Origin of the sequence: Nocardioides sp. BE266 (assembly GCF_031457855.1) — a bacterium.
Taxonomy (GTDB): domain Bacteria; phylum Actinomycetota; class Actinomycetes; order Propionibacteriales; family Nocardioidaceae; genus Nocardioides.
The window spans coordinates 1-18,217 of the sequence record NZ_JAURTI010000007.1; the positions used below are offsets into that span (position 1 = coordinate 1).

Annotated in this window: 18 protein-coding genes and 1 pseudogene; 15 read left to right on the forward strand and 4 right to left on the reverse strand. The window is 69.1% G+C overall.

Annotated elements, in window-relative coordinates; genetic code table 11:
- From J2X46_RS19485 to J2X46_RS19495, 3 genes are all read left to right on the forward strand, one after another.
- Positions 1-856 (forward strand): DUF4192 family protein (locus tag J2X46_RS19485; RefSeq protein WP_310253511.1); only part of this gene is annotated, 856 nt, incomplete at its 5' end.
- Positions 857-1,211: 355 nt separating this feature from the next.
- On the forward strand, positions 1,212-2,144 hold the full coding sequence (locus J2X46_RS19490; protein ID WP_310253512.1) for a hypothetical protein: 933 nt from the start codon (positions 1,212-1,214) through the stop codon (positions 2,142-2,144).
- Positions 2,145-2,165: 21 nt separating this feature from the next.
- Positions 2,166-2,318, forward strand: a complete 153-nt coding sequence (locus J2X46_RS19495) for a hypothetical protein (RefSeq protein ID WP_310253513.1) — start codon at positions 2,166-2,168, stop codon at positions 2,316-2,318.
- A 28-nt stretch (positions 2,319-2,346) separates the two neighbouring features.
- On the opposite strand, the gene J2X46_RS19500 is transcribed toward J2X46_RS19495, so the two are convergent.
- From J2X46_RS19500 to J2X46_RS19515, 4 genes and pseudogenes are all read right to left on the reverse strand, one after another.
- Positions 2,347-2,538, reverse strand: coding sequence for a hypothetical protein (locus J2X46_RS19500; protein ID WP_310253804.1), 192 nt, complete (start codon positions 2,536-2,538; stop codon positions 2,347-2,349).
- A gap of 23 nt (positions 2,539-2,561) precedes the next feature.
- Positions 2,562-2,762 (reverse strand): annotated as a pseudogene (locus J2X46_RS19505) (hypothetical protein); the annotation flags it as partial.
- Positions 2,759-2,962, reverse strand: a complete 204-nt coding sequence (locus tag J2X46_RS19510; protein WP_310253514.1) for a hypothetical protein — start codon at positions 2,960-2,962, stop codon at positions 2,759-2,761. The gene J2X46_RS19510 and the pseudogene J2X46_RS19505, both read right to left, overlap by 4 nt.
- Positions 2,963-2,970: 8 nt before the next feature.
- On the reverse strand, positions 2,971-4,272 hold the full coding sequence (locus J2X46_RS19515; protein ID WP_310253515.1) for a DUF1173 domain-containing protein: 1,302 nt from the start codon (positions 4,270-4,272) through the stop codon (positions 2,971-2,973).
- A gap of 335 nt (positions 4,273-4,607) precedes the next feature.
- Here J2X46_RS19515 and J2X46_RS19520 point away from each other — a divergent pair, with 335 nt between their 5' ends.
- From J2X46_RS19520 to J2X46_RS19575, 12 genes are all read left to right on the forward strand, one after another.
- Positions 4,608-4,955 carry a hypothetical protein gene (locus J2X46_RS19520; RefSeq protein ID WP_310253516.1) on the forward strand — a complete coding sequence of 116 codons (348 nt, stop codon included), beginning with the start codon at positions 4,608-4,610 and terminating at the stop codon, positions 4,953-4,955.
- 77 nt (positions 4,956-5,032) lie between these two features.
- On the forward strand, positions 5,033-10,726 hold the full coding sequence (locus J2X46_RS19525) for an SNF2-related protein (RefSeq protein WP_310253519.1): 5,694 nt from the start codon (positions 5,033-5,035) through the stop codon (positions 10,724-10,726).
- A gap of 154 nt (positions 10,727-10,880) precedes the next feature.
- Positions 10,881-11,222 carry a hypothetical protein gene (locus tag J2X46_RS19530; RefSeq protein WP_310253521.1) on the forward strand — a complete coding sequence of 114 codons (342 nt, stop codon included), beginning with the start codon at positions 10,881-10,883 and terminating at the stop codon, positions 11,220-11,222.
- A gap of 13 nt (positions 11,223-11,235) precedes the next feature.
- Positions 11,236-11,499, forward strand: coding sequence for a hypothetical protein (locus J2X46_RS19535; RefSeq protein ID WP_310253523.1), 264 nt, complete (start codon positions 11,236-11,238; stop codon positions 11,497-11,499).
- The gene (locus J2X46_RS19540) at positions 11,496-11,987 is read left to right on the forward strand and encodes a macro domain-containing protein (protein ID WP_310253525.1); all 492 of its coding nucleotides are present in this window, start codon (positions 11,496-11,498) and stop codon (positions 11,985-11,987) included. Before J2X46_RS19535 ends, J2X46_RS19540 begins: the two co-directional genes overlap by 4 nt.
- A gap of 74 nt (positions 11,988-12,061) precedes the next feature.
- Positions 12,062-12,523 (forward strand): hypothetical protein, encoded by a 462-nt coding sequence (locus J2X46_RS19545; protein WP_310253528.1) that lies wholly within the window; start codon positions 12,062-12,064, stop codon positions 12,521-12,523.
- Between the two features lie 101 nt (positions 12,524-12,624).
- Positions 12,625-13,992 carry a Fic family protein gene (locus J2X46_RS19550; protein WP_310253529.1) on the forward strand — a complete coding sequence of 456 codons (1,368 nt, stop codon included), beginning with the start codon at positions 12,625-12,627 and terminating at the stop codon, positions 13,990-13,992.
- A gap of 121 nt (positions 13,993-14,113) precedes the next feature.
- Positions 14,114-15,523: a hypothetical protein gene (locus J2X46_RS19555; protein ID WP_310253531.1), complete on the forward strand. Its 1,410-nt coding sequence runs from the start codon at positions 14,114-14,116 to the stop codon at positions 15,521-15,523.
- A 150-nt stretch (positions 15,524-15,673) separates the two neighbouring features.
- Positions 15,674-16,366: a hypothetical protein gene (locus J2X46_RS19560; RefSeq protein WP_310253533.1), complete on the forward strand. Its 693-nt coding sequence runs from the start codon at positions 15,674-15,676 to the stop codon at positions 16,364-16,366.
- Positions 16,363-16,812 (forward strand): hypothetical protein, encoded by a 450-nt coding sequence (locus J2X46_RS19565; RefSeq protein ID WP_310253535.1) that lies wholly within the window; start codon positions 16,363-16,365, stop codon positions 16,810-16,812. Before J2X46_RS19560 ends, J2X46_RS19565 begins: the two co-directional genes overlap by 4 nt.
- Before the next feature lie 31 nt (positions 16,813-16,843).
- Positions 16,844-17,041, forward strand: coding sequence for a hypothetical protein (locus J2X46_RS19570; RefSeq protein WP_310253537.1), 198 nt, complete (start codon positions 16,844-16,846; stop codon positions 17,039-17,041).
- Positions 16,977-17,411: a DNA N-6-adenine-methyltransferase gene (locus J2X46_RS19575; protein WP_310253539.1), complete on the forward strand. Its 435-nt coding sequence runs from the start codon at positions 16,977-16,979 to the stop codon at positions 17,409-17,411. Before J2X46_RS19570 ends, J2X46_RS19575 begins: the two co-directional genes overlap by 65 nt.
- Positions 17,412-18,217: the final 806 nt, after the last annotated feature.

The window sequence follows — 18,217 nt, forward strand, 5'->3', positions numbered from 1 at the left end:
GCGCATCGCGCTTCTCGCTTACGGAGACGACGCGAGGGCCTGCATCGAAGCGCTCTCCGAGCTCGGTGACCGGCTGGCCAACGGCCAGCACCGCCCGGACGTGGGTCCGATCTTGTGGGTCAACGGGGACCAGTGGTTCGACGTCCTGGCTGGCACCAGCGGGACCGTGGATCCCTCCTCCCGAGCGCGTATGGATGCGGAGTTCGCCCTGATGGGCAAGGTTCGGCCCTCCGGCAGCCGGACAGACCTCGCCGCCGCCCTCCAGGGCGACCCTGCCCCCGTCACCGCACACCTCGCGGCCGCGCAGGAGCGGCTCATGGAGATGGACCTGAGTGGGTTCAAGGCGGAGGTCGAGTGGCTCGGCTCGCGACTCGACGAGTTCACCGAGAACCGGCAGCCGCTCTCCGACGTCGACGCGGCCCGCGCACTGGCGGCAATCCAGAGGGGTACTGCCAGGGATGCCGCGCTGATCCGCCTGACGCGGTCGACCGCTCCGGTCCACACGGACCTGTGGCGCGACCTGGTGCGCCGCTCCCCGGAGGAGGTCCGTGACCAGGCGGCGTGCATTCTCGCGCTCAGCTCGTACATGGAGGGCAACGGGGGCCAAGCCTGGGTCGCGCTCGACCAGATCACGGCGGCGCCGCCTGCGCTCGCCGAGGTCGTCCAGACCGCACTCGAGCACGCTGTCCGCCCGGAGGTGCTCGAGCGCATGCTTCACGAGCCGAGCGGCGGCAGCGCAGTCATGCAGCGGGCCGCTCTGCGCAACCAGCCCACGCTGGGACCCCGCGGTCACGAGAACGACAGCCCCAGCAAGCGCGGGATCGACGGCCCGGACTCGGCGTCCCCGAGCCGCTGAGACAAGGACGGCGAATAGACTCATGTCGAACACTCGATCGCAGCTGGAGAAGCGCCTCGCGCGACTCCTTGCCACCGCTCCCCCACGCACACCGACCTCGGAGACGCAGCCGAAGGTCGACTTGGTCTACCTCGACCTCGGCGACCCAGGACCGGCTGGAGGCGAGCCGCCACGAGTAGACCCGACCCGGCTGTCAAGCGGCTCGCCCTCGACCTGTGGATAGCGCTTCGCTATCCACAGGTTTTCAGCGGTGAGGTTGCAGTGTCGGCGGTGAGATGCACACTCGGATTGAGGTGTCGGCGCGTTCGGGTCGTGTCGACCACGTGGGCCGCGGGGTCCCGGGCAAGGAGAGGACGTGACGACCGTGCGGACATCGACAAAGCTGATCCGCCTGGGCGCCGTTGTGCCCGCCGGCCTCGCTGGCAGCTTTATCGCCGTCATTGGTTTGGGCTTCCTGCCCGACCTCGGCCTGGTGGCCGCGTTCGCCGGCACGCTCGTGGTGTCGCTGGTCCTGGCAAGCGGGGCCTGGGAGGCACCGGCTGTTCGTGTATTCGGGTTCGCTCGGAGCCTTCGGCCGGGTGAGCACGCTGCCCTCGGTCCGGCGCTGGCCCTCCTCAAGGTGCTGGAGCTGCAGCCGGAGCGCGTGCTGATGCGCCTGGCCGACACCGGTGAACTGCCCGCGAGGTGGATTGGACGACGCACGGTGATCGTCGATCCGACCCTGGCCCAGGGGCTGTACGAGAACCGTCTCACCCGCGAGGACGCGGCCGCGGCGATCGGGCATGCAGTGGCAAGCCAGCGGATCGGGCCGTCCCGGTTCGACCTCGCCGCGCGACTGTGGGCGTTCCCCTGGACGCTCCTGGACGCTGTGGTCCGACAGATCGCGCGAGCCTTCTCGTGGGTGCCCGCGGCTGGGTTCGCGTGGCAGATGCGGTTCGTGATCGGCGTGATCGTGGTCGTCCAGGGATTCCAGCCCGGTGGAAACCCTGCTCTCGGAATCGCAACCGGTGCCTTGATCGCGATCAGCTACATCGGGCCCGCCGCCGACCGGCACTGGCGCCGCGTTGTCCAGCGAGCCGCCGACCGCGAGGTAGCCCTCGCTGGCCTTGCTGGGTCGATGGTCCACTACGCGCAGTGGCAAGACGGTGCCGACTCCCTCGAGCGGGTCCACCGCATCAGCGAAGCCGCTGCCGAACGCCAGCGCAGGAAGAAGGCCGCGCAAGAGCCCACCGCCACGACCACCGGGTGCGGTGCGCTGGTGCTGACCCACCCGACCGCACGCCGCTAAGCCGAGGAAGTAACAACGATCATGGACGACCCGCACCTCGAAGCCGACCTGTTCTTCGGCCCCTGCAACGATCCCGACTGCCCCGGCGCGGCTCTTGCCGCTCGGGAACGACGACTCGAACTCGTCTGGCCTACGCGCGAGGAGCAGCAGCTGATCGACGGGATCAGCGAGTGATCGTCAGCCCGCCATGTTCCGGCCTGTCTTACTTCTTGTCGATGATGTCCAGTTCGGGCAGCGCGTCGACGATCTTCATCGTCTCCAGCGACACGGTGACGATCCGTGCGAGCAGGTCGAGGATGTAGCGCGGATCCTCGACCTCGCGTGACCAGTCGCTCGGATCGTTGACGATGCCGGAGGCGTGTCGGTCTTGACGTAGTAGCGGTCGATAATCCACTCGATCGCTGATCGGCTTCCCAGCATGTACTCGTACGCCGCCAGCGGGATGCCGCTAAGCGTGATCCGGTCGTTGTACCGGAGCACCGTGCGGTCGGCGGCGTCGTGCTCGGTGGCGTCGTGCTCGGTGGCGTCGGGGAGGACGACCCTGATCGCGCCACCGTAGGCCTCGAACCCGTGCGGCACCAGGCGTTGGAGTGTCCATACCTCGCGGGCGGTGATCACGATCGTGTCGGCCGGGTCGCCGATCGCGGCCGTGAGCCGTCTTTTGGGCTGACCTTGGGGCGGTCGTCGAGGACGCAGGAGGTCAGCACGAGTGGTTTCCACCGTGCGGTGTCCCAGATGCGGTCGACGACTGCTTCGGCGCTCAGCGCGGCCACAGCGTCCGGGATGTCGTCGTACGACGCGGCGGGGTGGCGCGACATGACACTGCTCACTGGTCGGTGTGGGTGGTGGTGTGCCGGTCGTGGCCCGCGGCGGGCGGCAGTGGCGGCATGTCCTCGGTGACGACCCAGCTCCACACTTCGGTGCCGGTGTCGGCGCCGATCTGGGCGGCGACCTCGCGGTCCTCTTCGCTGCTGAGCAGGAACGCCGCGGTCGGGGTCTCGGTGTCGGTGAGCACGAGGGACGCCATCGGCCTGTCGGGGGCGAGGTTGTAGCGAAGCGACTTGGTGAACCGGCGGCGCCCCTCGAGCGCGGTGTCGAGGAGCAGTTTGTCGAGGAGCGACTCATAAGGCAGCCAGTTGCGGTCGGTCATGACCAACGAGATCTCTTCGGCCGTCGCCAGGCCGGCGCGGCCCACGGAGAAGGTGGCGATCACCATCAGGTGGCCGTCGTCGTTGGCCTGCCACAGTTCGAGCTCGTCGCCGAACCGCTTCTTGAGGCGGTTGTGGAGGGTGTCGTCGAGCATGAGCGGCGCGTCGGGCAGGTGCTTGATGACGAGCTTGTGGCCGAACCGGGCTGGCGCGATGTCCTTGAGCTCACCGATGAGCATCATGAACTGCTGGGCGGAGCCGTGCTGCTGTAGTGGCGCCCATGCGGAGAGTCGCCGGGCGGCGATCTCGGTCTTCTTCTCGAGGTTGAACGGTTCGGGGACGTAGAGCTTCGTGGCGAGCGGCTTGCCATTGGTGAACTTCCCGCGAGCGGCCTGGCGCAGGTACCAGGACACGATGCGCCAATTGCGCTTGCCGTCCATGCCGGGGGTCCAGGTCGCCAGGTCGGCTTCTTGCCACAGGTAGTGCAGGACAGCGCGCAGGGTGAGGCGGTTGGGGTCGGCGGCGACCGAGTCGGCCACTCCCCCGCTGCCGGCTCCGGCTGGGGCGGCGCGTTCGGCCTTGGACATGCGGAACCCGAGCTTGATGGCGGTCAGGCCGCTGTCGGCTTCCTCGGTGATGGCCGATCCGAGGACCTGCCCGAGGCCGGAGAGCTCTTCGGGCGGCAGGTAGGAGGCACAGCGGTGGGTGTGCGCGAGGCCCGTGTCGGGCATGCGCTTGATAACGAACTTCTCGGGCCCGACCTTAGCGACATACATGGCGACCCCGTCCGGGCGGCACAGGCATAAAGGCCGGATGCGGTCGGTGTGGGCGGCCGCGAGCATCTGTTGGACGTCGGGGTGGTTGGCGTGGGTGATGCGGCGGCCGTACAGCTCGAAGGTCTGCCGGTCATGGTCGTGCCCGTGCCCGTGTGCCGTGGGTCGTGTCGCGGTCGCGCCGTGCGCTTGGTGAGTGGCGTTCATACCCAAGAAAGGCAACCGAGCATCGAGCGGATCGGACGCCGCGACGGCGCCCTGTTGGAGGTTTTCCACTTTTTCTCCACGACGTGTCCGATCTGCAGGCCGCGTGGGTGCTTTTCGTTGGAGAGAGGACGGTTTGGTGAGCCGCGGTGGGCTGCGGCCGTCGTCCTCACCGACGGTGTGGAGGTGCCGCGTGGCGCGAGGTCGGGCGAAGGCGGACGACTCTGATCAGCTGGCGCTGTGGGACTTTGGTGAGGAGCCGAGTGAGCCGTCGGTTGACGGTGCTCCTGCTGTCGGCGAGGTGGAGCACACTAGAACTGAGGCGGAAGGAGCCGACGATGAGTCAGCAGACTGGCAACGAGGTCGAGCCGAGGATGGCATACGCGTCGACGGCGCTGCGGTACTGGACGACGTACCTGCCGTCTCGCCTGGGGACGATCCCGGTCAACGAGCGCCAAGCGTTCTTCGAGGATCTGGGACGCCAGGTGGCCGAGATGGTGGACTACCTGGCGGCGGACAACCTGCGGGCCTCGAGCCGGCCGCACGACCCGCCGGAACTGACCCGTCGTCGGGCGACGATGGCGAGGATGCGGGCCGAGGACGAGGCGCTGGCCGAACTGGTGTACCTGCCGAAGGAGAAGGGCACCAGGGGTCGGGAGACCCCGACGACGCTGACCGCGGAGTAGAACCCCTCTCCCCCGCCGCCGTCGCAGCGCAGCGGGTCTTTCAGCCCTCCGGGCAGGACGATCTCGCGCCCGCTGGCGTGGAGGCGAAGGTTCGGGCGAACCTCGAGGCGTTGTGGCTGTTGCGGCGCATCGAGGCAGAGGACCGCCCCGCCGCCGCCGAGGAGCAGCAGGTCCTGGCCCGGTTCGCTGGCTGGGGTGCGCTGCCGAAGGTGTTCGTGACCGGTGACGACACCTACGCCACGGTGCGTGAGGAACTGCGTGGGCTGCTGTCGCCGGCTGAGTACGACGACGCGATGCAGAACGCGTTGAACTCTCACTTCACCGATGCCGGGCTCGTGGAGCCGATGTGGTCCGCGCTGGAGGGGCTCGGGTTCGAGACGGGGTTGGTGCTGGAGGCCGGTTGCGGCACCGGCAACTTCATCGGATTCGCGCCCGCGGGGGCGCGGATGGTCGGGGTTGAGCGCAACGAGGTCTCGGGCGCGATCGCGCGGCTACTGTACCCCTCGGCCGAGGTGCGGGTGGAGTCGTTCGGCGATACGCCGGTCCGAGCCGGCACCTACGATGCAGTGATCGGTAACGTCCCGTTCGGGAACTATCCCGTCAGGGACCGGGTACACAATCCGCGCAATCAGCTGCTGATCCACGACCACTTCATCTCCAAGGCGCTGGCTGGGTTGAAGCCCGGCGGCACGATGGCGGTCATCACGTCGGCGGGCACGCTGGACAAGCAGAACTCGACGGTGCGGCGTGGCTGGTTCGAGCACGCTGACCTGCTCGGTGCGGTGCGTCTGCCGAACGCTGCGCACCGGGCGGCCGCGGGCACCGAGGTCGTCACCGACGTCTTGCTGTTGCGACGGCGGGAGCATGACCGGACGCCGGGAGACGACGCGTGGGTGACCTCGGTGCCGACCCTGTTGGACGACGGCACCGAACGGCACATCAACGGCTACTTCACTGCGCACCGCACCAACATCCTCGGCACCACGTCCACCGGGCAGGCCGCGATGGGCCGCGAGGTGCTGGCGGTCCGCAACGTGGTGACCGCCGCGGACCTGGGCACCCAGCTGCGGTACCGGCTCGAGGCGATCGCTCGCGACGCGGTCGCGGAGGGCCGGGCCCACTCCCCCGCCGGTTCGACCACACCGGCGGCGCCTGCTGCGTCGTCGGCGGCGTCGCCTGGCGTTGACGCTCCTGAGCCTCGCCCCGAGGCGGCGGTGTCGAAGCCCCACCAGTCCCCGCCGCCGACGCCTGCCACGCGTCTGGAGCCGGTGAGGTCGACGCGCACGCTGGCCAGGGCGAAGAAGGTCGGGCAGATCACCCACACCGACACGCATCCGGTACCCGGCAAGCGGCGGGGCTCGGCGGGGTCGCTCCAGCACTCCTTCACCGTCGTCGACTACGACGGCACCGAGGCGCCCTATGTGCCGGACGGGTCGGTGACCGCGGGCCGCCGCACCAAGCATGGCCACCATCCCTCCCAGGCTGATGAGCTTGTAAGCCTGCTGCGGCTGCGGGATCTCGCGGCCGACCTGCGCGAGGCCGAGCGGGAGACGGTCGAGGACACTGCGGAGATCGACGAGCTGCGGGCCGAACTGAACCGCTGCTACGACACCTATGTGGCCGACTACGGCCCGATCAGCCGGATGAAGCCCTCGCAGAAGTTGGCCAAGGTCAAGGACCCCGAGGACCCGAACCAGACCGAAGGGCTGATCGAGGGCGAGGACGGCAAGTGGTACGAGCTCATCTACACCAAGCCGGGGATGGGTGGCATCCGTAAGGACCCCACCTGGTGGTCGCTGACCGGGTTGGAGTCAAAGTACGACGAGTTCACCAACACCGCGGAGAAGGCGAAGTTCTTCACTCAGCGGATGGTCGGGTTCCGCGAGCTCCCGTCGAGGGCGGAGTCTCCGGCCGATGCGGTGGCGATCAGCCGGGAGCACGACGGCCGCGTCGACATGGACCGCATCGCCGACCTGCTCGGCGTCCCGGTGGCCGAAGCCACCTCGCTGACCAAGGGGCTGGTGTTCACCGACCACCGCACCGGCGACCTGGTCCCCGCTCACCTGTTCTTGTCCGGCAACGTACGCCGCAAGGCGACCGAACTCGAGGCGCTCGCCAAGGACGACCCCGAGACGTGGGGTGAGGCGGCGGCCGCGATGCGTGCCGCGGTCCCGCCGGACAAGGACGTCACCAAGATCAGCGCCAAGCTCGGCATGGTGTGGATCCCCGCCGGTGACGTGGAGGCGTTCGTTCACGACATCACCGGCAACGACCGGGCCACCGTCACCTACAGCGAGGAGGACGGCTGGAAGTGCTCGCCTGCCAACGGCGGGTCGCGCCGCAACCCGGCCCTGGAGGGCGGCGGCTCCATGGGTGCGCCTCCGGGGCATGACTGGCGCAAGCCGTTGAAGGCGAAGTGGGGCACCTCGCGGCGCACCACCTACCAGCTCGTCGAGACCGCATTGAAGGGGCAGCGGCCCCAGGTGACCGACAAGGACTCCGATGGTGTGGAGCGGATCAACCGCGCCGAGACCGAGGCCGCCGGCGAGCAGATGGAGGTCATCGAGAAGGAGTTCGCACGGTGGCTGTGGCGCGACCCTGAGCGCAAGCAGCGGCTGCACACCGCCTACAACGACAAGTACCGCTCCTACACCGACGTCAACTACGTCGACTCCCCCTACTCGGCCTACCCGGGCATGTCGGATGCGATCGCGTTGGACCCGCACCAAAACGACGCGGTCGCGATGGCCAAGGACTCCGAGGCGGTGCTGTTGCACCACGAGGTCGGCACCGGGAAGACGTTCACCCTTGCCGCGGCGATTATGGAGAAGCGGCGGCTGGGGCAGATCAGCAAGCCGGTCGTGGTGGTGCCGAACCATCTGCTGGAGCAGTGGGTGCGGGAGTTCACGATCCTCTATCCCGACGCGCAACTGCTGGCCACCGACACCAAGGGCATCTCCGGGCCGGACGCGCGGCGCCGGTTCGTCGCCCAGGCGGCCTCGCACGACTGGGATGCGGTGGTGATGACCGCGTCGTCGTTTCGGCTGCTGCCGCTCTCGGAGGAGACGATCGAGGACAACATCCAGCAGCGTCTGGACAAGCTGCGCGACGAACGGGAGGAAGCACTCGCCGAGGGCGACACCAAGGCGGTGAAGCGGATCGGGGAGCGGATCGAGCGCGAGGAGTCCTCGCTGCGTGAGCTGCAGGACCGCATCGGCGGTGACGTGGGGCCGCTGGACTTCGAGACCGCCGGGTTCGACTACATCGTGGTCGACGAGGCGCACGAGTACAAGAACGACGAGGTCGAGTCCTCGGTGCGGGCGTTGGCGAAGGGCAAGCCGAACCTGGGGGCGGTTGACCTGCGGGCCAAGCTGGACTGGCTGCGGGACCGCAACGCCGAACTGGGGAAGCGGTCGGTGGCGTTGTTCGCGACCGGGACGCCGATCTCGAACAGCACGCGCGAGTTTTACGTGATGATCCGGTTCCTGCGCCCCGACCTGCTTGCCGAGGCAGGCGTGAGCGAGTTCGACGACTTCCGCAAGGCGTTCTTGCAGATGGAGGAGTCCATCGAGCCGACCGTGACCGGGCGCCTGCAGGTGAAGATGCGGGAGGGCGACGGCCTGGTCAACGCGGGCGAGTTGAAGCGGATCTGGGTGCAGTTCGCCGACGAGGTGACCGCCGAGGACGTCGGCCTGGAGCGGCCGAAGCTGCGCGGCGGTCAGGCCGAGAAGATCCTGAGGGGTGTTTCCGAGCATCAGGAGGCGTTCATCCGGCAGCTCAACGTGCGCCGGCAGGCGATCAAACCGAAGTTCAAGCCCGAGCCGGGAGAGGACACGGTGGTCGCGATCGGCACCGACGGGCTGACCTCGGCCGTCGACCTGCGGCTCCTGCCGGCACTCAAGCTCTGGGAGGCCGGGATCGACCCGGCCGACCTCACGGACGCGGACTCCAAGGTGCCGCTGGTCGCCGAGCAGGTCCTCACCGAGTGGCAGCGGACTCGTGACGACGAGTTCATGGTGCGCCGCGGCTCTGCTGAGCCCGCGCCGATCCGCGGCGGGTTCCAGCTGGTGTTCTGCGACAAGGGCGTCCCGAACAGCGAGGGTAAGCACTCGTTCTACGACGCGTTGAAGTTCGCGCTGGTCGACGGCGGTCTCAAGCCGGACGAGGTCGCGTTCATCCACGACGCCGAAGGCGATGCGACCAGACTCGGCAAACTGACCGAGCGGTGTCGTACCGGCGATATCAAGGTGCTGATCGGGTCGACGGCGAAGATGGGCACCGGCCTGAACGTGCAGAACCGGCTCTCGGCGCTCCATCACGTCGACGGCGCCTACCGGCCCGACCAGATCGAACAGCGCAACGGCCGCGCCATCCGACGCGGCAACCAGTACGACGAGGTCCGGGTCCTCTACTACCCCCTCGAAGGCTCCACCGAGGGATTCCAGTGGGCGCACGTCGCGCGGAAGGACAACTTCCTGCGCGCGTTCGCGCTCGCCGACCTCGACGCCACGATCATCGGGCAATCAGAGTCGGCGACCCAGTCCGAGGCAGCGATGTTGAAGGCGCTCGCGGCGAACAACCCGCTGCTGATGGACAAGACCCAACTCGACCTGGATCTGCGGCGGATGCAGAACCAGGCCGACACCTTCGACGCCTCGAAGGAGTACCACGCCAACGTCGTCGCCCAGGGCACCCGCATGATCACCTCGCTCACAGCCAGCATCACCGCGCTGGAGGCAGCAGCCAAGGAGGTGAATGACACCTCCGGCGAGGCGTTCCGGATGCACGTGACCAACAAGTACGGGCGTCTGGAGGACAAGGCGATCCTCGAACGCAAGCACACCGCGCTCCTTCTCTCCGAGACACCCGCCCTGGCTGGCAGTCTGGAGTACGCGCCGCTGGGTGAGGGGCGGCCGTTCCTGATCGGCAAACTGGGCGGCGTCCGGCTCTACGCCTGGACCTACCGTCCAGGGATCGGGAAGCCGGGCTACCGCGTCGGGGTCGACGACCCCCGTAACACGCGCGAGTGGGCCCCGGACCTGCTCGACCTCACCCCGGCCGAGCTGACGCCGGGGAAGATCGACACCGGTGCGATCACGCGCCTGGAGAACCTTGTCCGCAGCATCGCCGACCGGCCCGCTGCGTTGGGGGCGCGGGTCGAGCGGCTGCGCAAGGAGGTCGAGGTCTCGGCGGCCGAGGAGGACACCACTTTCGAGGCCGGCGCCGAGCTCGACGCACTCAAGGAACGCAACCGGGCGCTGACCGAGCTGATGCGGCTCGTGGCCGCCGAGCGACCCAGCCCCTCGGCCGCCGCTCCGGACGGGGCCGCTGCTGCCGAGGCTGCCGAGGCTGCCGTTGAGTCGGCTGCGTCGGTTGGCACCGTGGCTGATGATGCTGCACGCAAGCACGCCGCCCTCGTCGCCGAGGCGGAGGCCACCTACAACGGGACGACCGAGAAGTGGCGGTCGCTGCGCGATGCACGTCTCGAGGCGCCGGGCAACGTCAAGCCGGCGGAGATGGGTGCGATCCGCACCTCTCGACGCCGGATCAAGCAGCAGATGGCCGAGCGGGCGCGAGAGGCACGAGGCGAACCGGCACCGCGGCCGCGGATTCACGCCCGCGACGCCTCCGAGCAGCCGGCAGTCACCTCGCCGAGGCCTAGCGGATCCCAGTCGACGGGCCGGCCCGCGCTCGCCCCGCCTCCCCCACCGACAGCGCCGCCACCACCGGGATTCGGCGGTCCCACCGACGGGCCCGGGTGGTCGCGATGACCCAGGCGCGGACACCACGTTCTCTCCACAGGCGACCATCGGCGCCCGTTCTCCCCAGGTTCGGGCGTGCCAGACACGACCCGTTGACGGGGTCTGTTCCACTAGATGGCGGGGTCGGACCCGCTGTCGATCCTCATCGAAAGGACCACAACTGATGATCGTTCCTACCGACCTCCGCTCCGGTGACGTGTACGACACGACCCCGGACTTCATCTACGCGGTCTCTCTGATTGCCGCGCTCGAAGGCGCCACCGGCCACAACGGGCACGCAACGGTCCTGCCGTACCTGGGCATGGCCCGTGCCGAGCTCACCGACTTCGGTCAGCGGCGCCCCGCCCACTACGTCCCCGTGCACATCAGTGACCTGCCTGCTGGCCTGGCCGACCTCGACGAGCGCCTGACCGCGCTCCTGGCGGACTCCCCGGTGCTTCAGCACAGCCTCCGCATCGACGCTGCCCAGCGGCTGCTGCGGCGCGGTGTCGCCGCGGTCGCGTAGGAGAGTGCAGGCCATGACGACCCCGACACCTGACCTGCGGTGGGACGACGCGATCCGGTCTTTTCGCCACAACGGCCCCGACGGCGATGCCGCCCTGGCGGCCGCGCACCCCGATCTGGCCGACGCCATCCGAGCCCTCGCGCCGGGCCAGGCATGCGTGGTGGTGGGCGTTCCGGTAGCCCGGCAGGACGACGGCAACTGGCGAGCCGGTGATGACCGCAGCGTCGCCTCGCCGTGGGTCGTGGTGCAGTCCGTGCGCAGCGCCATCGTCCGATGACCAGTCTGAGGGTGCGCGAGGTCGCCGGCGACCTGCTCGAGCAGCCGGTCGAGGCGCTGGTCAACGCCTGGAACCGGAACTTCGTGCCGCGCAGGTTGCTGCTGACCGGCGGGATCAGCGGACAGTTGAAGAAGGTCACTGGCCCTGAGCCGTGGCGCGACCTGGCACGGATGGGTGTCCTGCAGGTTGGCGACGCCGTCGTGACGTCGGCCGGCGACATGGCGGGCCCGACGTACCTGATCCACGTCGTCGGGCTCAACGCGTTTTGGCGTGCCAGCGCTGGCGGCGTCGAGGCATGCGCCCGGAGTGCCGTGCAGAGGGTGCGTGAGCTCGGGGTCGCCTCGATCGCGGTGCCACTGATCGGCGCCGGTCACGGGGGCCTCTCCCCCGCCACCTCACGGGCGTCGATCCTCCGCGGCCTGGAGACTGCCGACGGGGACGTCGACGGGGATCTCGACGTACTGATCTGCGCTCCGGCCGCCAGCTGACGCTTCCCCGAGTTCAAGACCGGGTGTCCGATCGGGCGCCGTGGCGGTTGCTTCTCTCGAGCATGAGAAGACCGATGCCCCCTGAGGCGACCTGGACCGACTTCGTCAACGCCCACGGCGGCCTGCAGACGCCGGGCTGGTGGGTGACGTTGTGCTGGTACGCCGATTCCGAGCACCCGAGGCCGGAGGTCGTTGGGCCTTATCCGTCCTACGACCAGGCGGTGTCCGCGATGGAGGACTCGCTGCTGATCGACGGGTTCGCCGAGGACACCAAGCGCGAGGACTGGCTCAACGACGTCTACGTGGCCACCGATTCGGCCTCCATCGCCCAGATGTGCGCCAACTACGGGCCCCGGGTCACGTTGATCGACCCGTTCGACCCCAACCACTTCGGGTCCGAGCACCCCGGCGCCGCGGGCGGCCGCGCAACGACGCAGACACCTGCCACAGCCCTGCAGGCCGGCGCGCTACGCATCGCGTACGCGCCACCGTCGCGACCGGCCACCGAGCCGGACACCATCGCCAGCAACCCCTGACCCGCCGTCACACCCTGACCCTCGCCGGAGATGAGTGAGAACAACTAGGCGTTATTCTCACTTAGATCTACTATCTGAGACATAGGCGGGAGGTGTTCTCAATGGTCGACGACGTGTCGGGCGATTCCTCGGCGGTGTACGCCGGGCCGCGGGTGGCGGTGCCTGCACACGGCCGCCGCGCGGTCGCGTGGCGACAGGCCCACCGCGGCGGGACGGTGGATGACCGGACGTTGCGCGAGGTGACGGTGTCGATCCCGCCGCATGTGGCCGGGCTGGATCCGCGCGTCCCGAACGACGTCCTCGCCGAATGCGATCTGGCGGTGCGGACGATCGCCCACCTGGATGAGACCGGTGGCGCGCATCTGCGTCCGCTGGCGACCCTGCTGTTGCGGGCCGAGTCTGTGGCGTCGTCGAAGATCGAGCACGAGGACGCGAGCATCGAGGACTTCGCCCGTGCCCTGCACGGGGTGAAGGCCAACTCGTCGGCCACCTCGATGGTCGCTGCCTCCGGAGCGATAGACCGGCTGCTGGGTGGGCCGATCGACACCGCCGGGATCACCGCCGCTCATCGGCTGCTGATGGCCGACGACCCGACCGAGCGGGGCTATGCGGGCCGATGGCGTGAGGTGCAGAACTGGATCGGCGGGTCGGACCACTCCCCTCGCAACGCCTTGTACGTGCCGCCACCGGCCGACCTGGTCGAGGAGCTAATGGGCGATCTGATCGCGTTCGCGCGCCGCACCGACCTGCCGGTGATCGTTCAGGCCGCGATCGCACATGCCCAGTTCGAGTCGATCCACCCCTTCACCGATGGCAACGGCCGCATCGGCCGCGCCCTGGCCGCGGCGGTGATCCGCGAACGCGGTGTGGCGCAGCACGTGGTGATCCCGATCGCCTCGGCCTTGGTGGCCCGCCGTGAGCACTACTTCGACACGTTGAACCACTACCGGGCCGGTGACGCCGGGCCGATCGTGCACGCCTTCGCCCGGTCGGCGATCGTCGCCTCACAAGAGGCCACGCTCACCGCTGACCGCCTCGCGGCGATGCCGGAGCAGTGGCACCGCCTGGCCGGCGCACCACGGATGGGCAGCGCCACGGCGGAGGTTCTGGCCTCGCTACCGGCCGCGCCGATCTTCACCGCCGACGACCTCGAGACCCGGCTCGGGCTCTCCACGGCATCGACCTACCGCGCGATCGAACGACTCGCCGATACCGAAGTGATCCGGCCGCTGACGGACCGGACCCGCAACCAGATCTGGGGAACCGGCGACCTGCTCGACGAGCTGCACGACCTCGGCGTCAGGATCGGCGCACGCTCCGGCGAACTGCTCGCCCCACCTGGCGGCGCACCGGCCCGGTCGACGGTGTTGCAGGCCGCGACGCTCGGCACCAGCGCGCCCACACCGCGACCACCCCACGCGCCACCCATCGACGGGGTCGACCACTCCCCCGGTACGCCGTCCAGGTAGAGCTCTCCTCGGCTTCTCCACAACTAGTTCCCGCCGCGGTGTCCGATCTGGCGCCGCGGCGGTTGCTTCTCGTCGGTATGGAAGCAACCTGTCCCGATCGGTTCCCGGCGGGTGACCGGCGATGACGGTCTCCACGTACGGCGAGCACGCCGAGAACGCGGCTCGGGCGCTCAACAGCCTGATCTGTGACGACGTGATCCCGGTCGAGGAGTACGCGGTCGACCAGATGCTGCACTGCCGCGAAGCGGTGGTCGACGCGCTGCGGCAGCGGCTCTACGACGTGGGCCAGGACTCCTGGTATCCCCCGCCTGACCACCTGCCGGCCCGTACTCCGAAGCCGATGCTGGCCGGGCTGGACGAAAAGCTCGCGACCCTGGTGGACAACATCGCCTTCGCGCTGCCCACGCTCGCCCTCGACGAGCGCCACCCCCACTCGGACTACCTCACGCCCGCCTCGGCTGATCCGACGGTCGAGGCGTGGCGAATGGCGGCGATCGAGCTGCTGTCCGCCTCGCACGCGTTGTCGGCGGCCGAGGAGCAGCCGTGGCGCACCGATCCGGGTGCCGGCTGGTGGGTGATGCGCGACGTAGCGGTCGCCCTGGAGGCCGTCCTGGTGCTTGACTCCCGCCTCGAGGAGGTCGGCCTACTCTCGGCCCATCAGCACCCGGAGTTCGCCATGGGGCTGGACGAGAAACGCATGGTGCTCTCCCAGACCGCCCGGGTCGCGACCTGGCACGCGACCAGCGCCAGCCCCGAGGAAGCGACCCCGCGAGCGCAACCCGCTGCACCGTCCAAGGTGGTGCAGCCGGTGTCGATGGTGTCGGCCCCGACCGACCTCGCACCCGCGCAACGACGACTCGGGCGGTTCCTTCGTCCGATGCACGCCTCGGATGCGTTCTTCGCCGATGAGCCGGAGATCACCGCCGACTCGGCCAGGCAGATCACAGCCAGCCAGCTCTTCTTGTGCCGGGCGTTCGCGGCCGCCGCCGACCACTCACCCAAGACCAGCATGTTCGCGACGTTCTTCGCCGACCGCGCCGAAGTGCTGGAGGAGATCCAGCCTCTGCTCAAGCACCTCGATGACGTCAACCCCGACGTCGAGCAGAACACGCGCCGCTTCTGGCAGCAGAGCGAGCTCACGACCGCCCTCACGCGGATGGAGGACCAAGGAGTCGCGCTCCGGCTCCAGCCCGCCCAGATGCTCGAACTCGCCAAGGCGACGCACGAGGTCACCAACAACCTGGGCAAGTCGCTACGGCGTGAACTGTTGCGCACCAACAGCAACCTCGTCGACGCCAACCCGCTCCACGTCGACGGCCCGGTGCGCGTCGCCCGGTACTCCCGGTTGGAGGCGTCGCTGACCGACCTGGTGAACATGCCCGCCCCCAGCGAGCCGGCCACCCGGTTCAGCAACCCGCTCCAGCGGGCGGCACTCCAGCAGTCCCTGAACCTGACCCCCACCACCTCGGCACGGCCACCCACTCCATTCCCGGCCGCTCGGAGCGCCACCTACGGCGCACCTGCGTTCTGATCACAACTCCACAAGCCTTGTCCGGCCCCGTCAACGCCGATCCATGGCAGCGCGGCGAAGGGCACCCACAATCCCGTTTCTCCTTTCACGGGAGGTGTACCTGCGGGGCCGGACACACCTCACATCCACGACCAAGCAAGGAGCTCCCACATGAGCGAGCACCACACCGCCACAGCAGGAAGCCTCTCCCCTGCCGCGGAGTCCCCGTGGGTGGATGACGCCGACTACCCGCACCGGATCGAGAACCACGTCAAGGTCTACCTCCACCTCGAGGAGACCGCGGCCGGGCCGCGGTGGGTCGTCTCGCCGGTGACCGTCGACGGCTACCCCCTCGACGGCGTCGAGGACGGCAACTACTGCGACTACGAGGGCCACCCGCCCGGTGCCCGGCCCGACTGGGACCGCCAGCACCGGCTCGCGAAGGACCTGTACCTGCCCACCGCGGCCGAGCTGCTGCCCATCCTCGCCTCAGCACTGGGAACCAGCGTCAATGGCCCCACCGTCGACCAGCTGCGCGCGGCCTCCGACCTGCTCGCCGAGCACGCCGAGTGGCGCAGCGGACGCGCCGACCTCTCCGAGGCAACTGGTCCCTTCTTCCCGCCCGCGGGCGACTGGCAGGCGAGCGACGATGCGGGTTGCGACCTCGCCGACCGTGCGGTCGCGCTCCTGGCCGAGCTGACCGGACAGACGAGCCCCGTCGACGAGCCGCACCGTCTCGGCGGCGGGTCGGATGTGTCGATGATGCGCGCGGTCCTCGAGGCTCCGGCCGCGCCCAGCGGGCCGGCCGAGACGGGCCACATCCCGCCGCCGTCCTCGACGACGCGATCGGGGCCGGCGCGATGAGCGACAACACGCTGGACAGCTCGCGGTTCACTGACCCGGTCGCGGCGATCGACCACGTCCGCCTTGTTGCCCGAGAGACAGCGGCAAACTCGGGCTACCACGCGGCCGCGGCCGCTGTGATGGATCTGAGGCGTGAGTACCGGATCATGCCGCTCCAACGCCAGGAGACTCCGCCGGACCGACTTGCGACCTGGGACGCCGTACGACTCGAGACCAGGTCGCTGGTGCCGCTGGCGATGGGCGGCACCGCCGACCGCGCCTTGTTCGACGAGCGCGCCGCGACCCCGTCCGATCAGCCAATCCCCCACCACCACCAACCAGGGTGGGCGCCCGATCCATCGGTGGGCCTCCAGGCGGCAGCCCTCCGTATGCCGACCGGCACACCTGCGCCGTGGCCCTCGGTCACCTCTGCCGGCGCCGTGGCTGACCGGTCGCCGAGCCGCTGACTGGCGCGCGGGATCGGGGTTGGTAGAGGTCATGACGCAGATCGCGTTGTTCCGGTTCGACAACAAGTTGCGCCGTCGACCCGGGAACGACGCGGCACAGGTGCACCTGACACCGGAATACGTGCTCGGGCCGGTCCGGGCCGTTCTGGGCGGGCGCATCGAGCTTGACTCCTGCACCACCGCGGACAATCCCGTCGGCGCCGATACCTTCTACGCGCTACCCCGATGACGGCGCTGCCCTCCCGTGGTCGGCTGGGTCGGTCTTCTGCAATCCGCTCTACGGCGAGGCACGGGTGCGTTGGGTACGTCGCTGCGTCGAAGCTGGCGCGGCCGGTTCCCGGGTCGTGCTGCTTATCCCGGCGCATACCGATACCCGCATCTGGCATGAGGCGATGGGCTCGGCGACGTCGCTGCTGTTCATCAAAGGCCGCGTCAAGTTCGGTCTGCCTCGTGCGAACGGACGTCAGGTCGCCGCGTCGCATCCGTCCGCACTCGTCGGATGGAACGTCGACCTCCGTCTCGCGGACGATCTCGGCGCCGCTGTGCATCTCCGCGACCAGGTGCCGACGGCGTGTGTAGACATTCCGCTTGGTCTGTGAACGCTAGGCGTTCCAGCTTGGTCCCCGCGCGCTTCGTTCCGTCGGGCCCCCGGTCTCGATGATCCGCCAACGCACTATTGACAGGGTCGCGAAGCACGCCGAGCAGGTGCTGGTTCGATCTCTAGGATTCGGTCGAGCCGACCACGGCGCTCGACCGAGCCGACTCCACCGTGGTTCCTCGACCTCCTCCAGACCGGCGCACTCCGCCATTCCGAAGCCGATACGAGGACCGACTCAGCCCCCGGAGCGTCACTCCCCCGGCGCCTGGGCTCGACACAGATCACCACGCTGTGATTCACGGGCTCCTTGGCTCCTGTCAAACACCCATCCCAGGAGCCTCAGAACGCCGCTCTCGCGGCCTTCGAGGGCTTCGGTGGACGGAACCACGCCTCGCGATGCCAGAGCCTCAGCGGGGCGCGGGACTGGGGCCGGCGATCGGCGGCCTGCTCGACGGTCTTGGGTTCGGCACTTACGGACTTCGGTAGTTCGGTAGATGCGTAGAGCGGTAGCACGTAGGTGACGTGGTGCGGCACTCGCGGAGTTGCGTACTCGCGGACTGTCGCAGTGGCGGACTGCGGCAGCCCGGCACTTCCGACCCTCCGAGGTTTGCCGGTTTTGGTCTCGACAGAGCGGCCCAACTCGCGAAGTCCCGTGCTTCCATCGTGCCGGACTTCCGTAGTCACGCAGTCACGCGCTGCCGGAGGTTGGTAGGTCGGCACCCCGGGAGTTGCGGACTGCGGTAGACCGGCTGTCCCGTAGTCCGGGCCTTCGGGGGTTCGGTAGTCCGCACGTTCCGCACTCCGCTA